Annotated in this window: 15 protein-coding genes; 8 read left to right on the top strand and 7 right to left on the bottom strand. The window is 69.5% G+C overall.

Annotation, left to right across the window (positions count from 1 at the left end; genetic code table 11):
• The first annotated feature begins 198 nt into the window (after positions 1–198).
• From MSPGM_RS07840 to MSPGM_RS07815, 6 genes are all read left to right on the top strand, one after another.
• Positions 199–2205, top strand: a complete 2007-nt coding sequence (locus MSPGM_RS07840) for a potassium transporter Kup (RefSeq protein WP_012752510.1) — start codon at positions 199–201, stop codon at positions 2203–2205.
• Between the two features lie 271 nt (positions 2206–2476).
• Positions 2477–4711, top strand: coding sequence for a TonB-dependent siderophore receptor (locus MSPGM_RS07835; RefSeq protein WP_012752509.1), 2235 nt, complete (start codon positions 2477–2479; stop codon positions 4709–4711).
• Between the two features lie 146 nt (positions 4712–4857).
• Positions 4858–5343, top strand: coding sequence for a hypothetical protein (locus MSPGM_RS07830; protein ID WP_003606272.1), 486 nt, complete (start codon positions 4858–4860; stop codon positions 5341–5343).
• Between the two features lie 215 nt (positions 5344–5558).
• Positions 5559–6677 carry a histidinol-phosphate transaminase gene (gene hisC / locus MSPGM_RS07825; RefSeq protein WP_003606273.1) on the top strand — a complete coding sequence of 373 codons (1119 nt, stop codon included), beginning with the start codon at positions 5559–5561 and terminating at the stop codon, positions 6675–6677.
• Positions 6674–7612 carry a prephenate/arogenate dehydrogenase family protein gene (locus MSPGM_RS07820; RefSeq protein ID WP_003606274.1) on the top strand — a complete coding sequence of 313 codons (939 nt, stop codon included), beginning with the start codon at positions 6674–6676 and terminating at the stop codon, positions 7610–7612. Before hisC ends, MSPGM_RS07820 begins: the two co-directional genes overlap by 4 nt.
• A 17-nt stretch (positions 7613–7629) precedes the next feature.
• Positions 7630–8574: a glycosyltransferase family 2 protein gene (locus tag MSPGM_RS07815; protein ID WP_012752508.1), complete on the top strand. Its 945-nt coding sequence runs from the start codon at positions 7630–7632 to the stop codon at positions 8572–8574.
• 35 nt (positions 8575–8609) lie between these two features.
• On the opposite strand, the gene MSPGM_RS07810 is transcribed toward MSPGM_RS07815, so the two are convergent.
• The 4 genes from MSPGM_RS07810 to MSPGM_RS07795 all read right to left on the bottom strand — a co-directional run bounded on the left by MSPGM_RS07810 (position 8610) and on the right by MSPGM_RS07795 (position 10986).
• Positions 8610–8969: a hypothetical protein gene (locus MSPGM_RS07810; protein ID WP_003601455.1), complete on the bottom strand. Its 360-nt coding sequence runs from the start codon at positions 8967–8969 to the stop codon at positions 8610–8612.
• Positions 8956–9252 carry a DUF6516 family protein gene (locus MSPGM_RS07805; RefSeq protein ID WP_003601456.1) on the bottom strand — a complete coding sequence of 99 codons (297 nt, stop codon included), beginning with the start codon at positions 9250–9252 and terminating at the stop codon, positions 8956–8958. Before MSPGM_RS07805 ends, MSPGM_RS07810 begins: the two co-directional genes overlap by 14 nt.
• A gap of 52 nt (positions 9253–9304) precedes the next feature.
• On the bottom strand, positions 9305–10408 hold the full coding sequence (locus MSPGM_RS07800; protein WP_003601457.1) for a DUF2125 domain-containing protein: 1104 nt from the start codon (positions 10406–10408) through the stop codon (positions 9305–9307).
• Positions 10409–10542: 134 nt separating this feature from the next.
• The gene (locus MSPGM_RS07795; RefSeq protein ID WP_244414034.1) at positions 10543–10986 is read right to left on the bottom strand and encodes a hypothetical protein; all 444 of its coding nucleotides are present in this window, start codon (positions 10984–10986) and stop codon (positions 10543–10545) included.
• Positions 10987–11284: 298 nt separating this feature from the next.
• Here MSPGM_RS07795 and lptE point away from each other — a divergent pair, with 298 nt between their 5' ends.
• Together lptE and holA are read left to right on the top strand one after the other, a co-directional pair.
• Positions 11285–11839: an LPS assembly lipoprotein LptE gene (lptE, locus tag MSPGM_RS07790; protein WP_003601459.1), complete on the top strand. Its 555-nt coding sequence runs from the start codon at positions 11285–11287 to the stop codon at positions 11837–11839.
• Between the two features lie 10 nt (positions 11840–11849).
• Positions 11850–12881, top strand: coding sequence for a DNA polymerase III subunit delta (holA, locus tag MSPGM_RS07785; RefSeq protein ID WP_012752506.1), 1032 nt, complete (start codon positions 11850–11852; stop codon positions 12879–12881).
• Positions 12882–12945: 64 nt separating this feature from the next.
• Here the strand turns inward: holA and MSPGM_RS07780 are convergent, their stop codons facing one another.
• From MSPGM_RS07780 to rsmG, 3 genes are read right to left on the bottom strand one after another with little or no spacing between them, the layout of a single operon-like run.
• A complete protein-coding gene (locus MSPGM_RS07780) occupies positions 12946–13842 on the bottom strand; it encodes a ParB/RepB/Spo0J family partition protein (RefSeq protein ID WP_043707379.1) in 897 nt (298 codons plus the stop codon).
• Between the two features lie 33 nt (positions 13843–13875).
• Complete coding sequence (locus MSPGM_RS07775; protein WP_003601462.1) at positions 13876–14736, bottom strand: ParA family protein; 861 nt, start codon at positions 14734–14736, stop codon at positions 13876–13878.
• Entirely contained in the window at positions 14733–15368 is a 636-nt protein-coding gene (rsmG, locus tag MSPGM_RS07770; RefSeq protein ID WP_261926394.1) for a 16S rRNA (guanine(527)-N(7))-methyltransferase RsmG, read from the bottom strand. The genes MSPGM_RS07775 and rsmG overlap by 4 nt, the downstream gene beginning before the upstream one ends.
• Between the last annotated feature and the right edge of the window lie 34 nt (positions 15369–15402).

Below are 15402 nucleotides of genomic sequence, written 5' to 3'. Positions count from 1 at the left end.
CCCGCCGTGCTCTCCGGTTCGCGCCTCGCGAACCGCACGCGGGTGGTTTTCTGTGCCGCGAGACGGCGTGCGGTGGTATGGCCGCCTCAGGGGCGCCGCGGTGACCGGCGCGCATCGATCCGCATCTCCGACGCATTCCCTTCATGCGACTCCGGCACACCCGGCCGGACGACGCGCGAGCCCAGGCACGCCTGCCCGATGACCCAGCCCGCCAGCCCCCATACCGCCGGATCCACCCTGCCGGACGGCCCCGTCGCCGCGGTCGCGGGCGGGCCGGCGCCCGGCGAGGGAGGCCCGGTCGCGGCCTCGGCGGGCGCGGTCGATGCGTCTCCGCAGGAGGCGCACGGCCACGCCAAGACCGGCTTCTGGGCCCTCACGGTCGGCTCCGTCGGCGTCGTCTACGGTGATATCGGCACGAGCCCGCTCTACGCCTTCCGCGAGGCGCTCGCGCCTTCGCGCAGTGACGGCATCCTTCTGGCCGAGGAGGTGATCGGCACCGCCTCGCTCATCATCTGGGCGCTGCTCCTGATCGTGACGATCAAGTACGTCGCGATCCTGCTGCGCATGGACAATAACGGCGAGGGCGGCATCCTCTCGCTGATGGCCCAGGCCCGCCACGCGCTCGGCGGCTCCAAGATCGTGTTCATGCTGGGCCTGCTCGGCGCCTCGCTGTTCTACGGCGATTCCGTCATCACCCCGGCGATCTCGGTGCTCTCGGCGGTGGAGGGCCTGAAGCTCGTCACGCCCGCCTTCGAGGACTACGTGCTGCCGATCACGGTGGCGATCATCCTCGGCCTGTTCGCGGTGCAGAGCCACGGCACGGCGCGGGTCGCGACCTTCTTCGGGCCGGCCATGGTGGTGTGGTTCCTGGCCATGGCCGCCGCCGCTCTGCCGCACATCGCCGGCAATCCCGGCGTGCTGGCCGCCTTCAATCCCTGGTACGCCGTGCACTACCTCCTCGGCCACGGCACCGGCGCGCTGGTGGCGCTCGGCGCGGTGTTCCTGGCGGTGACCGGGGCAGAAGCCCTGTTCGCCGATCTCGGCCATTTCGGGCGCCGCCCGATCCAGGTGGCGTGGCTCGGCCTCGTCGCGCCCTGCCTCGTCCTGAACTATCTCGGCCAGACCGCCCTCGTGCTGGCCAAGCCGGAGACCACCGATCCGTTCTACCAGCTCGTGCCGGAATGGGGCCTGATCCCCATGGTGCTGCTGGCCACGCTCGCCACCGTCACCGCGAGCCAAGCGGTCATCACCGGCGCGTTCTCGCTGTCGCGGCAGGCGATCCAGCTCGGCATGCTGCCGCGCATGGAGATCCGCCACACCTCCGAGGCGCATTCGGGCCAGATCTACCTGCCGCAGATCAACACCCTGCTCGCTCTCGGCGTGGTGATCTTGGCGATCAGCTTCCGCTCCTCCTCGGCGCTCGCCTCGGCCTACGGCATCGCGGTGACGGGCACGATGCTGCTCACCGCCTCCATGGCCTACGTGGTGCTGTGGAAGGTCGTGCGCCTCTCGCCGCTCGTCTCGGCGGCGATCATCATGCCCTTCATCGTGCTCGAGTCGCTGTTCCTGCTCTCGAACCTGCTGAAGCTGCACGAGGGCGGCTACGTGCCCCTGATGCTCGCGGGCGGCCTGATGCTGATGATGTGGACCTGGGTGCGGGGCGTCACGATCCTCTTCAACAAGACCCGCAAGACCGACGTGCCTCTGGTCGAGCTCGTCGGCATGCTGGAGAAGAGCACCTCCTACCAGCGGGTGAAGGGCACCGCGGTCTTCCTCACCAGCGATCCCGAGATCGCCCCGGCCGCGCTCCTGCACAACATGAAGCACAACAAGGTGATCCACGAGAAGAACGTCGTGCTCACCGTCGAGACCATGGACCGGCCCCGCGCCACGCAGAGCGAGCGCGTGCGCATCGAGCCCGTGGGCTTCGGCTTCTACCGGGTGGTGATGCGCTTCGGCTACATGGAGACGCCCAACATCCCGCGCACCCTGACCCTGCTCAAGCGCGAGGGCTTCAAGTTCGACATCATGTCGACCTCGTTCTTCCTGTCGCGCCGCTCGATCCGCCCGGCCGCCCATTCCGGCATGCCGCTTTGGCAGGACCGGATCTTCATCACGCTGGCCAAGAACGCCAACGACGCCACGGACTTCTTCCAGATCCCGACCGGCCGCGTCGTCGAGGTCGGCACGCAAGTAACCGTGTAGCATCGACCCCCCGCCGCGCGGCGGGGTCGCCAAACGGTCGTTCTCCTCAAAGACGACACTCGATGGTTGTGCGGAGATCCTGTGGCCGGCTCGCTACAGGACGGTCATTTGCGCGCGACTGTCTTGCGTGCCCGCGCGCCGTCTCTTACGGCTGAGCTTACGAAAAGTAAGCAACAACAACAGTTTAGCATAATTCCAAACAACAGACCGATCCCATTCCGCGCGTCCTTGCGGAGGCTGTCGGCTGTTCTGGGCAGATGGGGTCAGGAGTATGGGGTCGGTTCGCACTCTCGTCGGCGTCCGCGCCCTGCGGACGATGGCGCTCACAGGCGCCTCGTTGATGGCCCTGACCCTTGCAGCCGCCGCGCAACAGGCGACGGCACGGTTGGAGGAACTGTCGGTCGAAGGCAGCGGCCGGGGCGCCGGCGCCACCGGCGGTCCGCCGGCCCAGCGCGGCGCCGACGGACGCGCGGCGCCCGAGGATCCGCGCGGCCCCGTCGCCGGCTACGTCGCCACCCGCTCGGTCACCGCGACCAAGACCAACACGCCCCTGATCGAGACGCCCCAGGCGATCACCGTGATCGGCCGCGAGCAGATCGAGGCGCAGGGCGCGCAGACGCTGACCCAGGCGACGCAGTACACCGCCGGCATCTATTCCGGCGTCTACGGCGCCGACGAGCGCGTTGATTTCTTCACCCTGCGCGGCTTCGTGGCGAGCGATTACGGGATCTACAAGGACGGCCTGCAACTGCTGAACTACGGCTTCGGCACGCTGAAGACCGAGACCTTCGGCCTGGAGCGCATCGAGGTGCTACGCGGTCCGGCCGCGGTGCTGTTCGGTGCCGGCAACCCCGGCGGCCTCGTCAACCAGGTCACCAAGCGCCCGACGCTCGCGCCCTTCGGCTATGTCGAGATCGCCGGCGGCTCGTTCGGGCAGGTCTACGGCGCCTTCGACGTCGGCGGCCCGGCCGACGATTCCGGCCACCTGTTCTACCGCCTCACCGGTATCGGCCGGCAGGGCGGCACCCAGGTCGAGGGCGCGGATTCCGATCGCGCCTATATCGCCCCGGCCTTCACCTGGCGGCCGGATGCCGGCACCACCTTCACGGTGCTGACAAGCTATCAGCGCGATTCCACGGCCGTGACCGCGAACTTCCTGCCCTATGCCGGTACCGTGCGCCCCAACGCGAGCGGCCTGCGCATCGACCGCTCCCTCAATGTGGGTGATCCGCGCATCAACAGCTTCCAGCGCGAGCAGGTCTTCGCCGGCTACGAGTTCGAGCACGCGGTCGACGACGTGTGGACCGTGCGCCAGAACTTCCGCTACTCGTTCTCGGACGCGACGCAGAATTCGTATATCGGCCAGCTCGGCTACGCCGACCTGCCGCAGACGCAGCTCTCCCGCTACCAGTTCCAGTACAGCGACAAGGTCAGCCTGTTCCAGGTCGACAACCAGGCCGAGGCCCGATTCTCCGATGGGTTCGTCGCCCACGACGTGCTGTTCGGCATCGATTACAAGAACTACTCGCTCTACGACAATCAGGCTTCGCTCTTCCCCGCGCCGAACCTGAGCATCATCAACCCGCTCTACGGGCAGATCGTCGGCCGGCCCCTGCCCTATCAGGTCGACGTCAACAGCTTCCGGCAGCTCGGCTTCTACGCCCAGGACCAGATCAAGCTCACCGACCGGCTGAGCCTGATCGGCGGCCTGCGCTACGACATCGCCAACAGCGACGTGCTCAGGAAGCTCGCGCCGGACACGAGCACGTCCCGTACCGATACGGCGCTGACCGGCCGCATCGCGCTGCTCTACAACTTCGATCCCGGCGTCGCGCCCTACGTCGCCTACTCGACCTCGTTCCAGCCGCAGATCGGCGTCGATGCCATCACCGGAGGATCGCTCTCGCCGGATCGGGGCGAGCAGATCGAGGTCGGCCTGAAAATCGAGCCGGTCGGCGAGCGCTTCTCCCTCAACATCGCTGCCTTCGACCTCGTGCGCGACAACCCGCCCTTCCCGGTCATCGTCGGCTTCGGCAGCACCCAGCTCGGCACCGTGCGCTCGCGCGGCATCGAGGGGCAGTTCGTCGCCAGCCTCGCGGAAGGGCTGAACGTCGTCGCGGCCGTGACCCATTACGATCTCGAATACACCCGCGTCCGGGACGCCGCACTCGGCGACCTCGTCGGCAAGACCCCGACCAACGTGCCGGAGACCTTCGCCTCGGTCTTTGCCGACTACACGATCCCCCTCGGTGACTGGCGCGGCTTCGGTTTCGGTGGAGGCGTGCGCTATGTCGGGCGTTCCTATGCCGACCAGCTCAACAATCTGAAAGTGCCGGACTACATCCTGTTCGACGCGACCGTGCACTACAACTGGGAGCGCTGGCGCATGGCGATCACCGCCGCCAATCTCGGCGACCGCCGCTTTGTCACCTCGTGCCAGTCGGCCAATTCCTGCTTCTACGGCGAGGCCCGCCGCGTGCTGGCGAGCGTGAGCTATCGCTGGTGAGCCGCTGGCGCGGGCGACCGTGCACGAATCGCCGCAGGACCCGTCCGCGGGCCCTGCGTCAGCTTGGAGGCGGCGGGCGGCCGGGCTATCTCGGGTTTGTCTAAGCGGATCGTGAGAATCCGTATCTCGAGGAACGCCCCACCGCCATGATCGTCCGCTCCCTCATCGCCGCCGCCCTGATCGGCGGCACGGCTTACCCTGCCGCCGCGCAGGACACCGCCCCACCGCCTGCCGCGACCGCGCCGCAGAACCCCTCGCAAGAGCCTTCGCGGGAGGCTGCCCCGCCGCGGCCGATCCGCAACGCGCCGAGCCCGCGGGCGCTGGAATTTGCCGCCTACATCTTCTCGGCGGTCAATGTCTGCGGCTATCGGCTCAACGCGCCCGAATTCGAGGCGCTGCTCGCCAAGCAGAACACGCGGCCCGAGGACGTGAGCCCCCGCGGCCCCTTCGGCAACCGGGTGATCGGCATCTTCACCCTGATGTCCAACCAGATGAACCTCAACCGCGAACAGGCCTGCCTCGCGGTGGCCGGCGAGTACGGCCCTGAGGGGAACGTGGTGAAGAACGTCCTGCTGCCGCCGGGCGCCGGCGAGCCGGTCCCCGCGCCGGGAGGCAAGCCGGCGCAGCCATAGCTGTCCCGATCCCCGCGGAGAAACGGCCGCGTTGGGCGAGGCATGACCTGTGAAGAGGTCCGGATCACCATACGGAGCGCCGGACTCTGCCCCGTCGCGACGTTGGCGACGGCCTGATCGGCGCGCATCGGGGTCCGCGGCGGCTCCCCGCGCCCGCGAAATGCTGTAGAGGGACGGGCGATACCCGCGTCCGTCTCTCCCGCTGGCCCTGGCCCATGTCCGCAACCGATCCCGTGCTTCGCCCTCAGCCGCGCCCCGGCGTGCTCGCCATCGAGGCCTACGTGCCCGGCAAGAGCGCCGCGCCGGGTGTGGCGAAGATCCACAAGCTCTCTTCGAACGAGACGCCTTTGGGCCCGAGCCCGCACGCGATCGAGGCTTTGCGGGCCGAGGCCGCGACGCTGGCCCTCTATCCCGACGGCAGCGCGACCCGCCTGCGCACGGCGATCGGCGCGCGCTACGGCATCGATCCCGCCCGCATCGTCTGCGGTGCCGGCTCGGACGAATTGCTGACGCTGCTGGCGATGGCCTTCGTCGGGCCGGGCGACGAGGGCATCTTCTGCGAGCACGGCTTCCTCGTGTACCGCATCGCGATCCTGACGGCGGGTGGCACGCCGGTGGTGGCGCCGGAAACGAACCTGACGGCGGATGTCGATGCCATCCTCGCCGCGGTCACGCCCCGCACCCGGATCGTCTACCTCGCCAACCCCAACAACCCGACCGGCACCTACCTTCCGTTCGAGGAGGTGCGCCGCCTGCATGCCGGCCTGCCCGGCAACGTGCTCCTCGTGCTCGACGGGGCCTATGCCGAGTACGTGCGCGCCAACGACTACACCGCCGGCCTCGAAATGGCGCTCGATGCCGCCAACGTCGTGATGACGCGCACCTTCTCGAAGATCCACGGGCTCGCGGCGCAGCGCATCGGCTGGATGGTCGGCTCCGAAACCGTGGTCGATGCGATCAACCGCATCCGCGGGCCGTTCAATCTCTCGGCGGGCGGCATCGCGGCCGGGGCGGCGGCGATCGCCGACGAGGCTCACGTTGCTGCGGCGGTGGCCCACAACGACGAATGGCTCGCTTGGCTCACCCGCGAGGTCGAGGCGCTGGGGCTCACCGTGACGCCGAGCGTCGGCAACTTCCTGCTCATCCACTTTTCGGACAGGCCCGGCCACACGGCGGCGGAAGCGGATGCGCATCTGACACGCGCAGGCGTGATCGTGCGGCGCGTCTCCTCCTACGGCCTGCCCAACGCCCTGCGGGTGACCGTCGGCGGCGAGGAGGCCAATCGCGCCTTCGTGGATGCGCTGGCCGCCTTCCTGGGAGCCCAGCGTTCGTGACCGAGGGGGTGGAGCGCCTCGCCATCGTCGGGCTGGGCCTGATCGGCTCCTCGATCGCCCGCGGCGCCCGGACCTATGGGCTGGCGCGGGACATCGTGGCGATCGACCGCGACGCGGGCGTGATCGACCGAGTGAACGCCCTGAATCTGGCGGACGAGGCGAGCACCGAAGCCTCGGCGGTGGCCGGGGCCGATCTCGTCATCCTCTGCGTGCCCGTGGGCGCCATCGGCGCGGTGGCGGCCGAGATCGCGCCGCATCTGAAGCTGGGCGCGGTGATCTCGGATGTCGGCTCGGTCAAGGCCGCGGTGGTGGCGGCCGTCGCGCCGCATCTGTCCCCCGCCAATCCGTTCGTTCCGGCGCATCCGGTGGCGGGCACCGAGTATTCCGGGCCGGACTCGGGCTTTGCCACCCTGTTCTCGAACCGCTGGTGCATCCTCACGCCGCCGGAGGGGACGGATCCGGCGGCCGTCGAGCGGGTGCAGGGCCTGTGGCAAGGCTTGGGCGCCATCGTCGAGACCATGACGCCCGAGCACCACGACCTCGTGCTCGCCATCACCAGCCATGTGCCGCACCTGATCGCCTACAACATCGTCGGCACGGCGGCCGACCTCGAAGAGGTCACCCAGTCGGAGGTGATCAAATTCTCCGCCGGCGGCTTCCGCGATTTCACCCGCATCGCCGCCTCCGACCCGACGATGTGGCGCGACATCTTCCTGACCAACCGCGACGCGGTGCTGGAAATGCTCGGGCGCTTCAACGAGGATCTGTCCGCCCTGTCGCGGGCGATCCGCTGGGGCGACGGCGAGGCCCTGCACGAGCTGTTCACCCGCACCCGCACCATCCGCCGCGGCATCGTCGCCATGGGCCAGGAAACGGCCGAGCCGGATTTCGGCCGCGCCCGCAACGCGGCGGCGCCCGCGGCGAAGCAGAGCTGAAGGAAAGGGCGCCCGAGATGCGCACATTCGCCATCGTTGCCGTCGTCGAGGGGGCGGCACCCGAGCTGTTCGAATGGCTCGCCTTCCACCGGGCGGTCGGCGTGCGCCACTTCGTGATCTACGACAACGGACTCGACAGCGAGGCCGCGGCGTTCCTGAAGGCGCAGGCGGCGATCGGCGTCACCACCCTGCCCTGCCCGACCCGCGTCGACCGCACCCCGCTTTTTGCGGCCTACGACCATTTCCTCGCCTCGTGGGCGCGGCTGTTCCGCTTCGCCGCCTTCCTCGGCACCGATGAATTCCTGGTGCCGGCGCCCGGCCGTTCGATCGAGGACTGGATCGCCCGCATCCCGCCGCATGCCGGCGCGGTGGTGGTCAACCGGCGCGTCTTCGACACCACGGCGCCGGAGGGTCCTGCCTCCGGGCTCGTCCTGCGCCGTTTCCCTCGCTCTCTCGCGCAGGCCGACCACGCGGAGAACCGCGTCGTCACCTCGATCTACCGGCAGGGCGCCATCACCACGATCGCCGACCCGCACATGACGGAACTCGTGCGGGGCGAGCGGCTGATGAGCGATTTCGGTCCCGCCGAGCCGGACCCGCAGCGGCCCGGCGCGATCCTCGCCGTGCGGCACGGGGAGATCCGGCTCAACCACTATCCCCGTCCCGTTCCGAGCGCGCCGCCGCCCGAAACGCGCGCGGAGACGGAGCCGTGCACCCGGACGGCCAGCTGGGTCCGGCCAACCCTCGACGAGATGCGCCATCTCCTGGCTTACGTGGAGAGTGTCGCCCCGTCCGAGGCCGCGCGGCTGCGCGCACGCAGCGCCGCCGTGCCCGAGCTGGCGCAGCCGGTCGCGCCGCGGGAGCATCGCCTGTGGCGGCTGCGCCATCTGCACAGGCCGCGAGTGGAAGCCGCTGGGCGCTTCGTCCGGCGCAAAATTTTTGGGGCGCCGCGCCCCTGGTAGGCGAGGGTCGGAGCAGTCTGTATCGGGCGCCCAGATCAGGCCGCGATGCGGATCGTCGAGGTGATCTCGTCCACGTCGCTCGACAGGCGGCCGTCGGCCTCTCGCGTCACCAAGCCGAGTTCCGTCAGCGCCACCACATCCTCGTGCACGCGTCGGACATCCCGCCCGAGCGATCGGGCGAGGGCACGGATGCCGCTCTCGGATGAGCGCCGGAGGTGGCGCAGGAGTTCGTAGCGTTTGGGCGTCAGAACCGCGCACAGGGCCGCCCAATCCCGGAACAGGATGCGGTCGCTCGCAGGAGCCGGCTGATCGTCCTGAGCGGCTTTCCAAGCCTTCGCCACGTCCGCCGCAGCCTCGCGCAGGGACCGGCCGACCTCGATCTCAGTCTTTGCCATGGTCCCTTCTCCAGCTCTCGACGGCTGCGACGAAGTCGTCGAGCAAACGATCGACACCCAAGAAGTGATACGGCGTTTCCTCGCCGCCATCGTGCCGGTGGTCGCCCTTGCCGCGTTCGTTATCGAAGCCGATCACCCGCACCCCGTCCACGATGTAGACGAGGCGGTACTTGAAGCGGTGCGCTGACGGCGGAACCGGCTCAGGCACACGCCACACCACCAGTTCCGCGAAATCTCGGTCGCCGAAAATCACGCGACGGCGTATGACGAGCGCCGCCTTCATGTTGGTATGTTATGACAACAGCCCTGGCCGTCAAGCACCGGGTGGCACCCGCTCAGTACAGGGCCGGCAGCACCACGTTCGGCACGGCAAGCGGGCCGAGCATGAGGCGCCCGTCGCCCAGGCGCAGCGTCGGCAGGGGCTTGAGGCCGTTGGGGCTGTCGGCCGCCTGCACCTCGCCGGCGGCACTCTCGCGCTTGCGCAGGCCGCCGAGGAACTGGCCGACGAGGTTGCCGATCAACGCGCCCTTGTCCGAGCCGTAGCGCTGGCCCATCACCTGCCCGACCAGGGCTTCGAGCCCGAGCGCGCGGATGTCGAAGCGTCCCTCGGGGCGATGCGCCTCGTCGAGGCCGACTTCGCCCTTGGCTTGAAGGCGGCGCTCGCCCTTGGCGATCGACAGGCGGGTCACGTCGAGGCGGCCGTCGGCCTGACGCCATTTCTCCAGTTCCCGCGCCACCGTGCCGGTGCGCAGCACCGTGGCCCGTTCGATGGTCGTGTCGAGATCGACATCGGCCGGTTCGCCGCTGCCGCTCAAGGCGTCGAGCTGCGGCACAGCGGCCTTGGCGAGGCGCAGGCTGATGTCGACGGCGCCGTCGCTCTCGAAGCGGCCGGGGGTGGGCCGGGCGTGGAGCTCGAGGTGCTGGACGGCGAAGTCCACCGGGCCCGGATCGGGGGATTGCACCGTGCCCTTGGGGCCATCGACGACGACGGAGGCGCGGCTGAAGCCATTCGAAGCGGCGTGGAAGCTCGCTTCGAGAGACGTCCAGGTCACGTCGGCGGTCAGATCGCCCTGCTCGACACGGAAGGGGCCGGCGACTTCGAGAACGGCGTGGCGCGGATCGTAGACCTGCACCACGGCGGTGGTCGGCCCGAGGGTGAAATTGCCGTCGGAGCGGGCGAAGCGGACCGAGCCGCAGCGCAGTTCGAGGCGGAAGGGATAGCCGGTGATCGAGCGGTCGGCGCAGGTCCATTGCCGGCCGGCCTGCGCCTCACGGGCGAGCCACGCATCCATCTCGCTCTCGGCCTTGCCGCGGATGAAGAACCACGCGGCGGTCCAGGCGACGACGAGGATGGCAAGCAGGATGTAGGGAAGGAACAGGCCGATTCGCCGCCGCCGGGGGGGCGATCCGCCGGGAATGGGATCGGGTGTCTGCGCCATCGGCCTCGTTCCTGCGCGGCCCGGCAGGAGAGGCCGGACGCCCCGTGTTTGGAGACCGGGGCTGTCCAAGGCAAGGGCCCTGCCCTCCCGCCGGCTTTCACAGGCCAGCGAGTGGACACCGGCCGGGCACGGGATCAGGCGTTCCCCTGCTCCGTGTCGGCGGCGAGGTCGAGCACGACGGCGCGACGCTCGGTCTCCCCCTCGGCGAGGCGGTGAACATGCATCTCCGTCGCGCCTTCCTGGCGGGCGCGGGCCAGCCAGTTGCGGTGCAGGCGCTCGCGCGGCCCCTTACCGGTCGCGGCGATGGACACGGCCTGGGCAATGCCGGCCTCGTCCCGCCGCACGGCGATGACCACCGCCTCATCGACCTCGGCGAGGTCGGGTTCGGCGAGTTCGTGGACGCCGACGACGTAGCGGCGGCCGGACCGCCCGCGCCACGCGCTCAAAGCGGGGGCAGCAACGCCGCGCAGGCCCGCCATGGTTCGGAGACGCTCCTCGCGCACATCCGCTCTCCGGGATCGATCGTCCTTCAGATCGCGGAGCGCGACCGACCAGGACAGGGCTCGTTTGTTCGCCATTTGTTCTGTTCTACAGCGCTCGTCCGATCGCCGTCAAGGCGCTGGTTCGGAACGGTTTCCGGGGTCAGGATAAGGTGGGGATCGCGCCTTGGTTCCACAAGCGACGGGGTCGCCCAGCGTCCCGATTCGGTCGAACGATCTTGGTCCCGCCGCACAGCATTCTTAAAGCACGAGTCTGGCAGGGTGACCGGGCGCGAAGCCTGCCGTACAAGCGGAGCGGTGTGCTGCGCTTGGGGTCGAAGCGCCGGTTTTCGGACGGATCGACGTGACGCAGCGAGGAACAGCCTTGGGGCGGGGAATGGGTGTGGCGAGGAACAGGCCGGGGGTTCGGATCGCGCGGCTCGCGCTCGCCGCCGGCCTCGCGCTGAATCTCGGTGCCTGCTTTCGTCCCCTCTACGGGCCGACGGCGTCGGGCGAATCGATGCAGGGTCTGCTCGCCGCGATCCAGGTCGATGACGTGAACATGGCGCAGGATCAGGAGCGCCTCGGGCACTACCTGCGCAGCGAGCTGATCTTTGATCTCGACGGCTCCGGCCAGGCCGCCGTGCCCAAGCGCTACCGGTTGAAGATGCAGGGCTCCGAGCAGGTCCAGACGCCGATCGTCTCCTCGACCACGGCGCGGGCGGAGGCCGGCACCATCGTCGGCACGGTGAAGTTCTCGCTGGAGAGCCTGGACGGGCGCCGCGTCCTCACCGAGGGCGTCGCGACCGGCACCGCGACCTACGATCGCTCGATCCAGCGTTTCGCCTCGTTGCGCGCCGCGCGCGACGCCGAGATCCGCCTCGCCAAGGTGCTCGCCGAACAGATCAAGACCCGGATCGCCTCCGTCCTCACCGTCAAGACGAACCCCTGACGGGCGTGGCATGACGGCGGTCAAAGCCGGCGATGTCGAGGGGCTGGTCCGGCGCGGCCCCGATCCGCGCATTGCGGTCGTTCTGGTCTACGGGCCGGATGTCGGCCTCGTGGCCGACCGGGCGATGCGTCTGGTCCGGGGGATGGTCGCCGACCCCGACGACCCCTTTGCGCTGATCAGGATCGACGGCGACACCCTCGCCTCCGATCCGGGCCGCTTGGTCGACGAGGCCGGCACCGTCGGCCTGTTCGGCGGCAGCCGCACGATCTGGGTCCGCTCCGGCAGCCGCAACTACGCGCCGGCCGTCGATGCCGTGCTGAAGGCGCCCACCGAAGGCGCCCGCATCGTCGTGGAGGCGGGCGACCTCGCCCGCTCCGCCCCCCTGCGCACGCTCTGCGAGGGATCGCCCAAGGCGCTCGCCCTGCCCTGCTACCCCGACGACGAGCGCACGCTCGCCGATCTGATCGAGCGCACGCTGCAGGAGGACGGGCTGCGCATCGACCGCGACGCCCGCGACCTGCTGACGGGCAGCCTCGGCAGCGACCGCCGCGCCAGCCTGTCCGAGATCGGTAAGCTTGCCCTCTACGCCCGCGGCCAGGGCAGCGTCGGCGTGGACGACGTCGAGGCGATCGTCAGCGATGTCGGAGCGAGCGTCCTCAACGCTCTGATCGACGCGGCCTTCGCCGGCCGTGCCAGCGAGGCCGAGCGCGAGTATCGCCGCTTCCGCCATGAAGGGATGGACCCCTCGGCGATGCTCGGCGCCGGGCTGCGCCACGCCCTGACGCTGCTCTCCCTACGCCTCGACAATCCGCGCGGCAGCGCGAACCAGATCGTCGCCAATTGGCGCGGCCTGCATTTCCGCCGCAAGGCACTGGCCGAAACCCAACTCGCCCGCTGGTCGGCACCGGGGCTGCAACAGGCCGTGGCGTGGCTCCAGGACGCCGTGCTCGCCTGCCGCCGCTCGGAGCCGGACCTCGCCCACGCTCAGGCGCAGGGCGTGTTCCTGCGGATCGCCATCGAGGCCGCGCGGCGGCGCGCCTGAGTGCGTCGCCGGGCTCTTCTCAGCCCCAGGTGCTCGCTTCGTGAGAGCGGCGGTTTTTAGCCCCTCAGGCTCCGCCGAGCTTGCGGCAGAGCGCGTCGCGCTCCTCGGCGCTGGTGTAGCGGATGCGGATCTCGCCTTCCCCGCTCGCCTTGGCCTTCACCGCCACGCTGTAGCCGAGTGCCCGGCCGAGCACGTCCTCCAGCGAGCGCAGGGCAGCGTCGCCCTCGGCGGAGCGGCGCGGACGGCCGGGGCGCGGTGTGTCGTCCTGCGGGGCCTCTGCCGCGGCCAGTGCCTCGACCTCACGCACCGACAGCCCCTCGGCGACGATCCGGCGGGCCACCGCCTCCGGGTCGCGCACGGAGAGAAGCGCGCGGGCATGGCCGGCGGTGATTTCGCTGGCGATCACCCGGTCCTGAATCCCGGGGGGAAGCTGGAGCAGGCGCAGGGTGTTGGCGAGATGGCTGCGGCTCTTGCCGAGCAGGTCGGCCAGCTCGGCCTGGGTATATTTGAACTCGCCCATCAGCCGCTCGTAGCCCGAGGCCTCCTCGATGGCGTTCAGGTCGGCCCGCTGGACGTTCTCCAGAATCGCGTATTCGAGCGAGGTGCGGTCGTCGATCTCGACCACCACCACCGGCACCTCGTTGAGGCCCGCCCGCTGGGCCGCGCGCCAGCGCCGCTCGCCGGCGACGATCTCGAAGGTGCCGGGTACACCCGAGAGGGCACGCACGACGATCGGCTGGATCACGCCGCGCTGGCGGATCGAGGCCGCCAGCTCGTCGAGTTCCGGCTCCGAGAAGCGGCGGCGCGGGTTGCGCGGGTTCGGGCGCAGGAACTCCACCGCCACCTTGCGCTGCGCATGCCCGGCGGTGCGGGCCGCCTCCTCCGGCGCGTCGTCGGAAAAGTCGCCGATCAGCGCCGCAAGGCCGCGGCCGAGCCGCGGGCGCGCCGTATCATCCGCCATTGCCACGATCGAAACTCCAAACTTTCAAAAGACTTAGGCGGCTGCGGCGGGCGGGGGCGCCCGGCCCTCGCGTTGGATCACTTCGGAAGCGAGCCGCAGATAGGCCTGCGAGCCGGCGCATTTGAGATCGTAGAGCAGCACCGGCTTGCCATGCGAGGGCGCCTCCGAGACGCGCACGTTGCGCGGGATCATCGTCTCGTAGACTTTGTCGCCCATGAAGCCGCGGACGTCGGCGACCACCTGGGTCGAGAGGTTGTTGCGCGGGTCGTACATCGTCAGCACGACGCCCTGGATCTGGAGCTTGGGGTTCAGTGCTCCGCGAACCTGCTCGACGGTGCGCAGCAACTGGCTCAATCCTTCGAGGGCGAAGAACTCGCATTGCAGCGGCACCATCACCGCATCGGCGGCCGCGAGCGCATTGATGGTGAGCAGGTTGAGCGAGGGCGGGCAGTCGATCAGCACGTAGCTGATCGGTTCGATCCCCTCCGGCATCGTGAGGTCGCGCAGGATGTTGCGCAGGCGGTGGGCCCGGTCGGAGGCGCTCGCCAGTTCGAGTTCGAGGCCGAGCAGGTCCATCGTCGAGGGAGCGACCGAGAGGCGCGGCACCGCAGTCGGCGTGATCGCGTCCACCAGCGGGGCCTCGCCGGCCATGACATGATAGGTCGAGACCTTACGGCGGCGGCGATCGATGCCGAGACCGGTCGAGGCGTTGCCCTGCGGATCGAGGTCGATCACCAGCACCTGCTCGCCGATGGCGGCCAGCGCCGTGCCGAGATTGATCGCCGTCGTGGTTTTGCCGACACCGCCCTTCTGGTTGGCGAGCGCGAGCACGCGCAGCGGTTTGGGGTGAGCAGGAGCAACCTGCGCCGGTGAGGCCGTGGATGAGTCGGTCATGGGTCCACGCGGGAAAGCGACGTGACGCGCACGATCCGTGCCTGCGAGTCGGTGCGGCTCGGAATCAGGTCGCGGGTGAATGTCCACTCATCCTCGGCCTCGGTCAATTCCGTGGCTGCATCACGTCCCTTCGGAAACAGCCCGGTGGTGCCGCTTGTCAACAAAGGTTCCGTCCAGGCGAGCAGTTGCGAGAGTGGGGCGAGGGCACGGGCGCAGACGATTTCGGTATCGGTGAGGGTGCCGATCACCGCCTCGATGCGCGCATTGTGGACGGTGACCGGCGCACCGGTGAGGCGCGCGGTCTCGGAGAGGAAGGCGCATTTGCGCGCGTTGCTCTCGACCAGACGGACGTGAAAGCCCGGCCGTTCCTTGCCGGCTAGGGCGAGGATGAGACCGGGGATGCCGGCACCCGATCCGAGATCGAGCCAGCGGGTCGCCTCGGGGGCGATGCTGAGAAGCTGGAGGGCGTCGGCAATGTGCCGGTGCCAGACCTCCTTCAGCGTCGCAGGGCCGACGAGGTTTTTGACGGTCTGCCAGCGGGTGAGCTGTGCAACGTAGAGATCAAGAGACGCGGCTGTTTCACGTGAAACATGATGCTCGCTGAAGACACGTGTGCGCAGATCAGTGCTCATTCTGCCGTCCTCGGGTCGGGGCAGGCCGGCCTTC

This window comes from Methylorubrum sp. GM97 (assembly GCF_024347855.1).
Taxonomy (GTDB): Bacteria; Pseudomonadota; Alphaproteobacteria; order Rhizobiales; family Beijerinckiaceae; genus Methylobacterium; species Methylobacterium extorquens.
The sequence above is the reverse complement of the archived record's forward strand: the minus strand, read 5'-3'. Positions and strand labels throughout refer to the sequence as shown.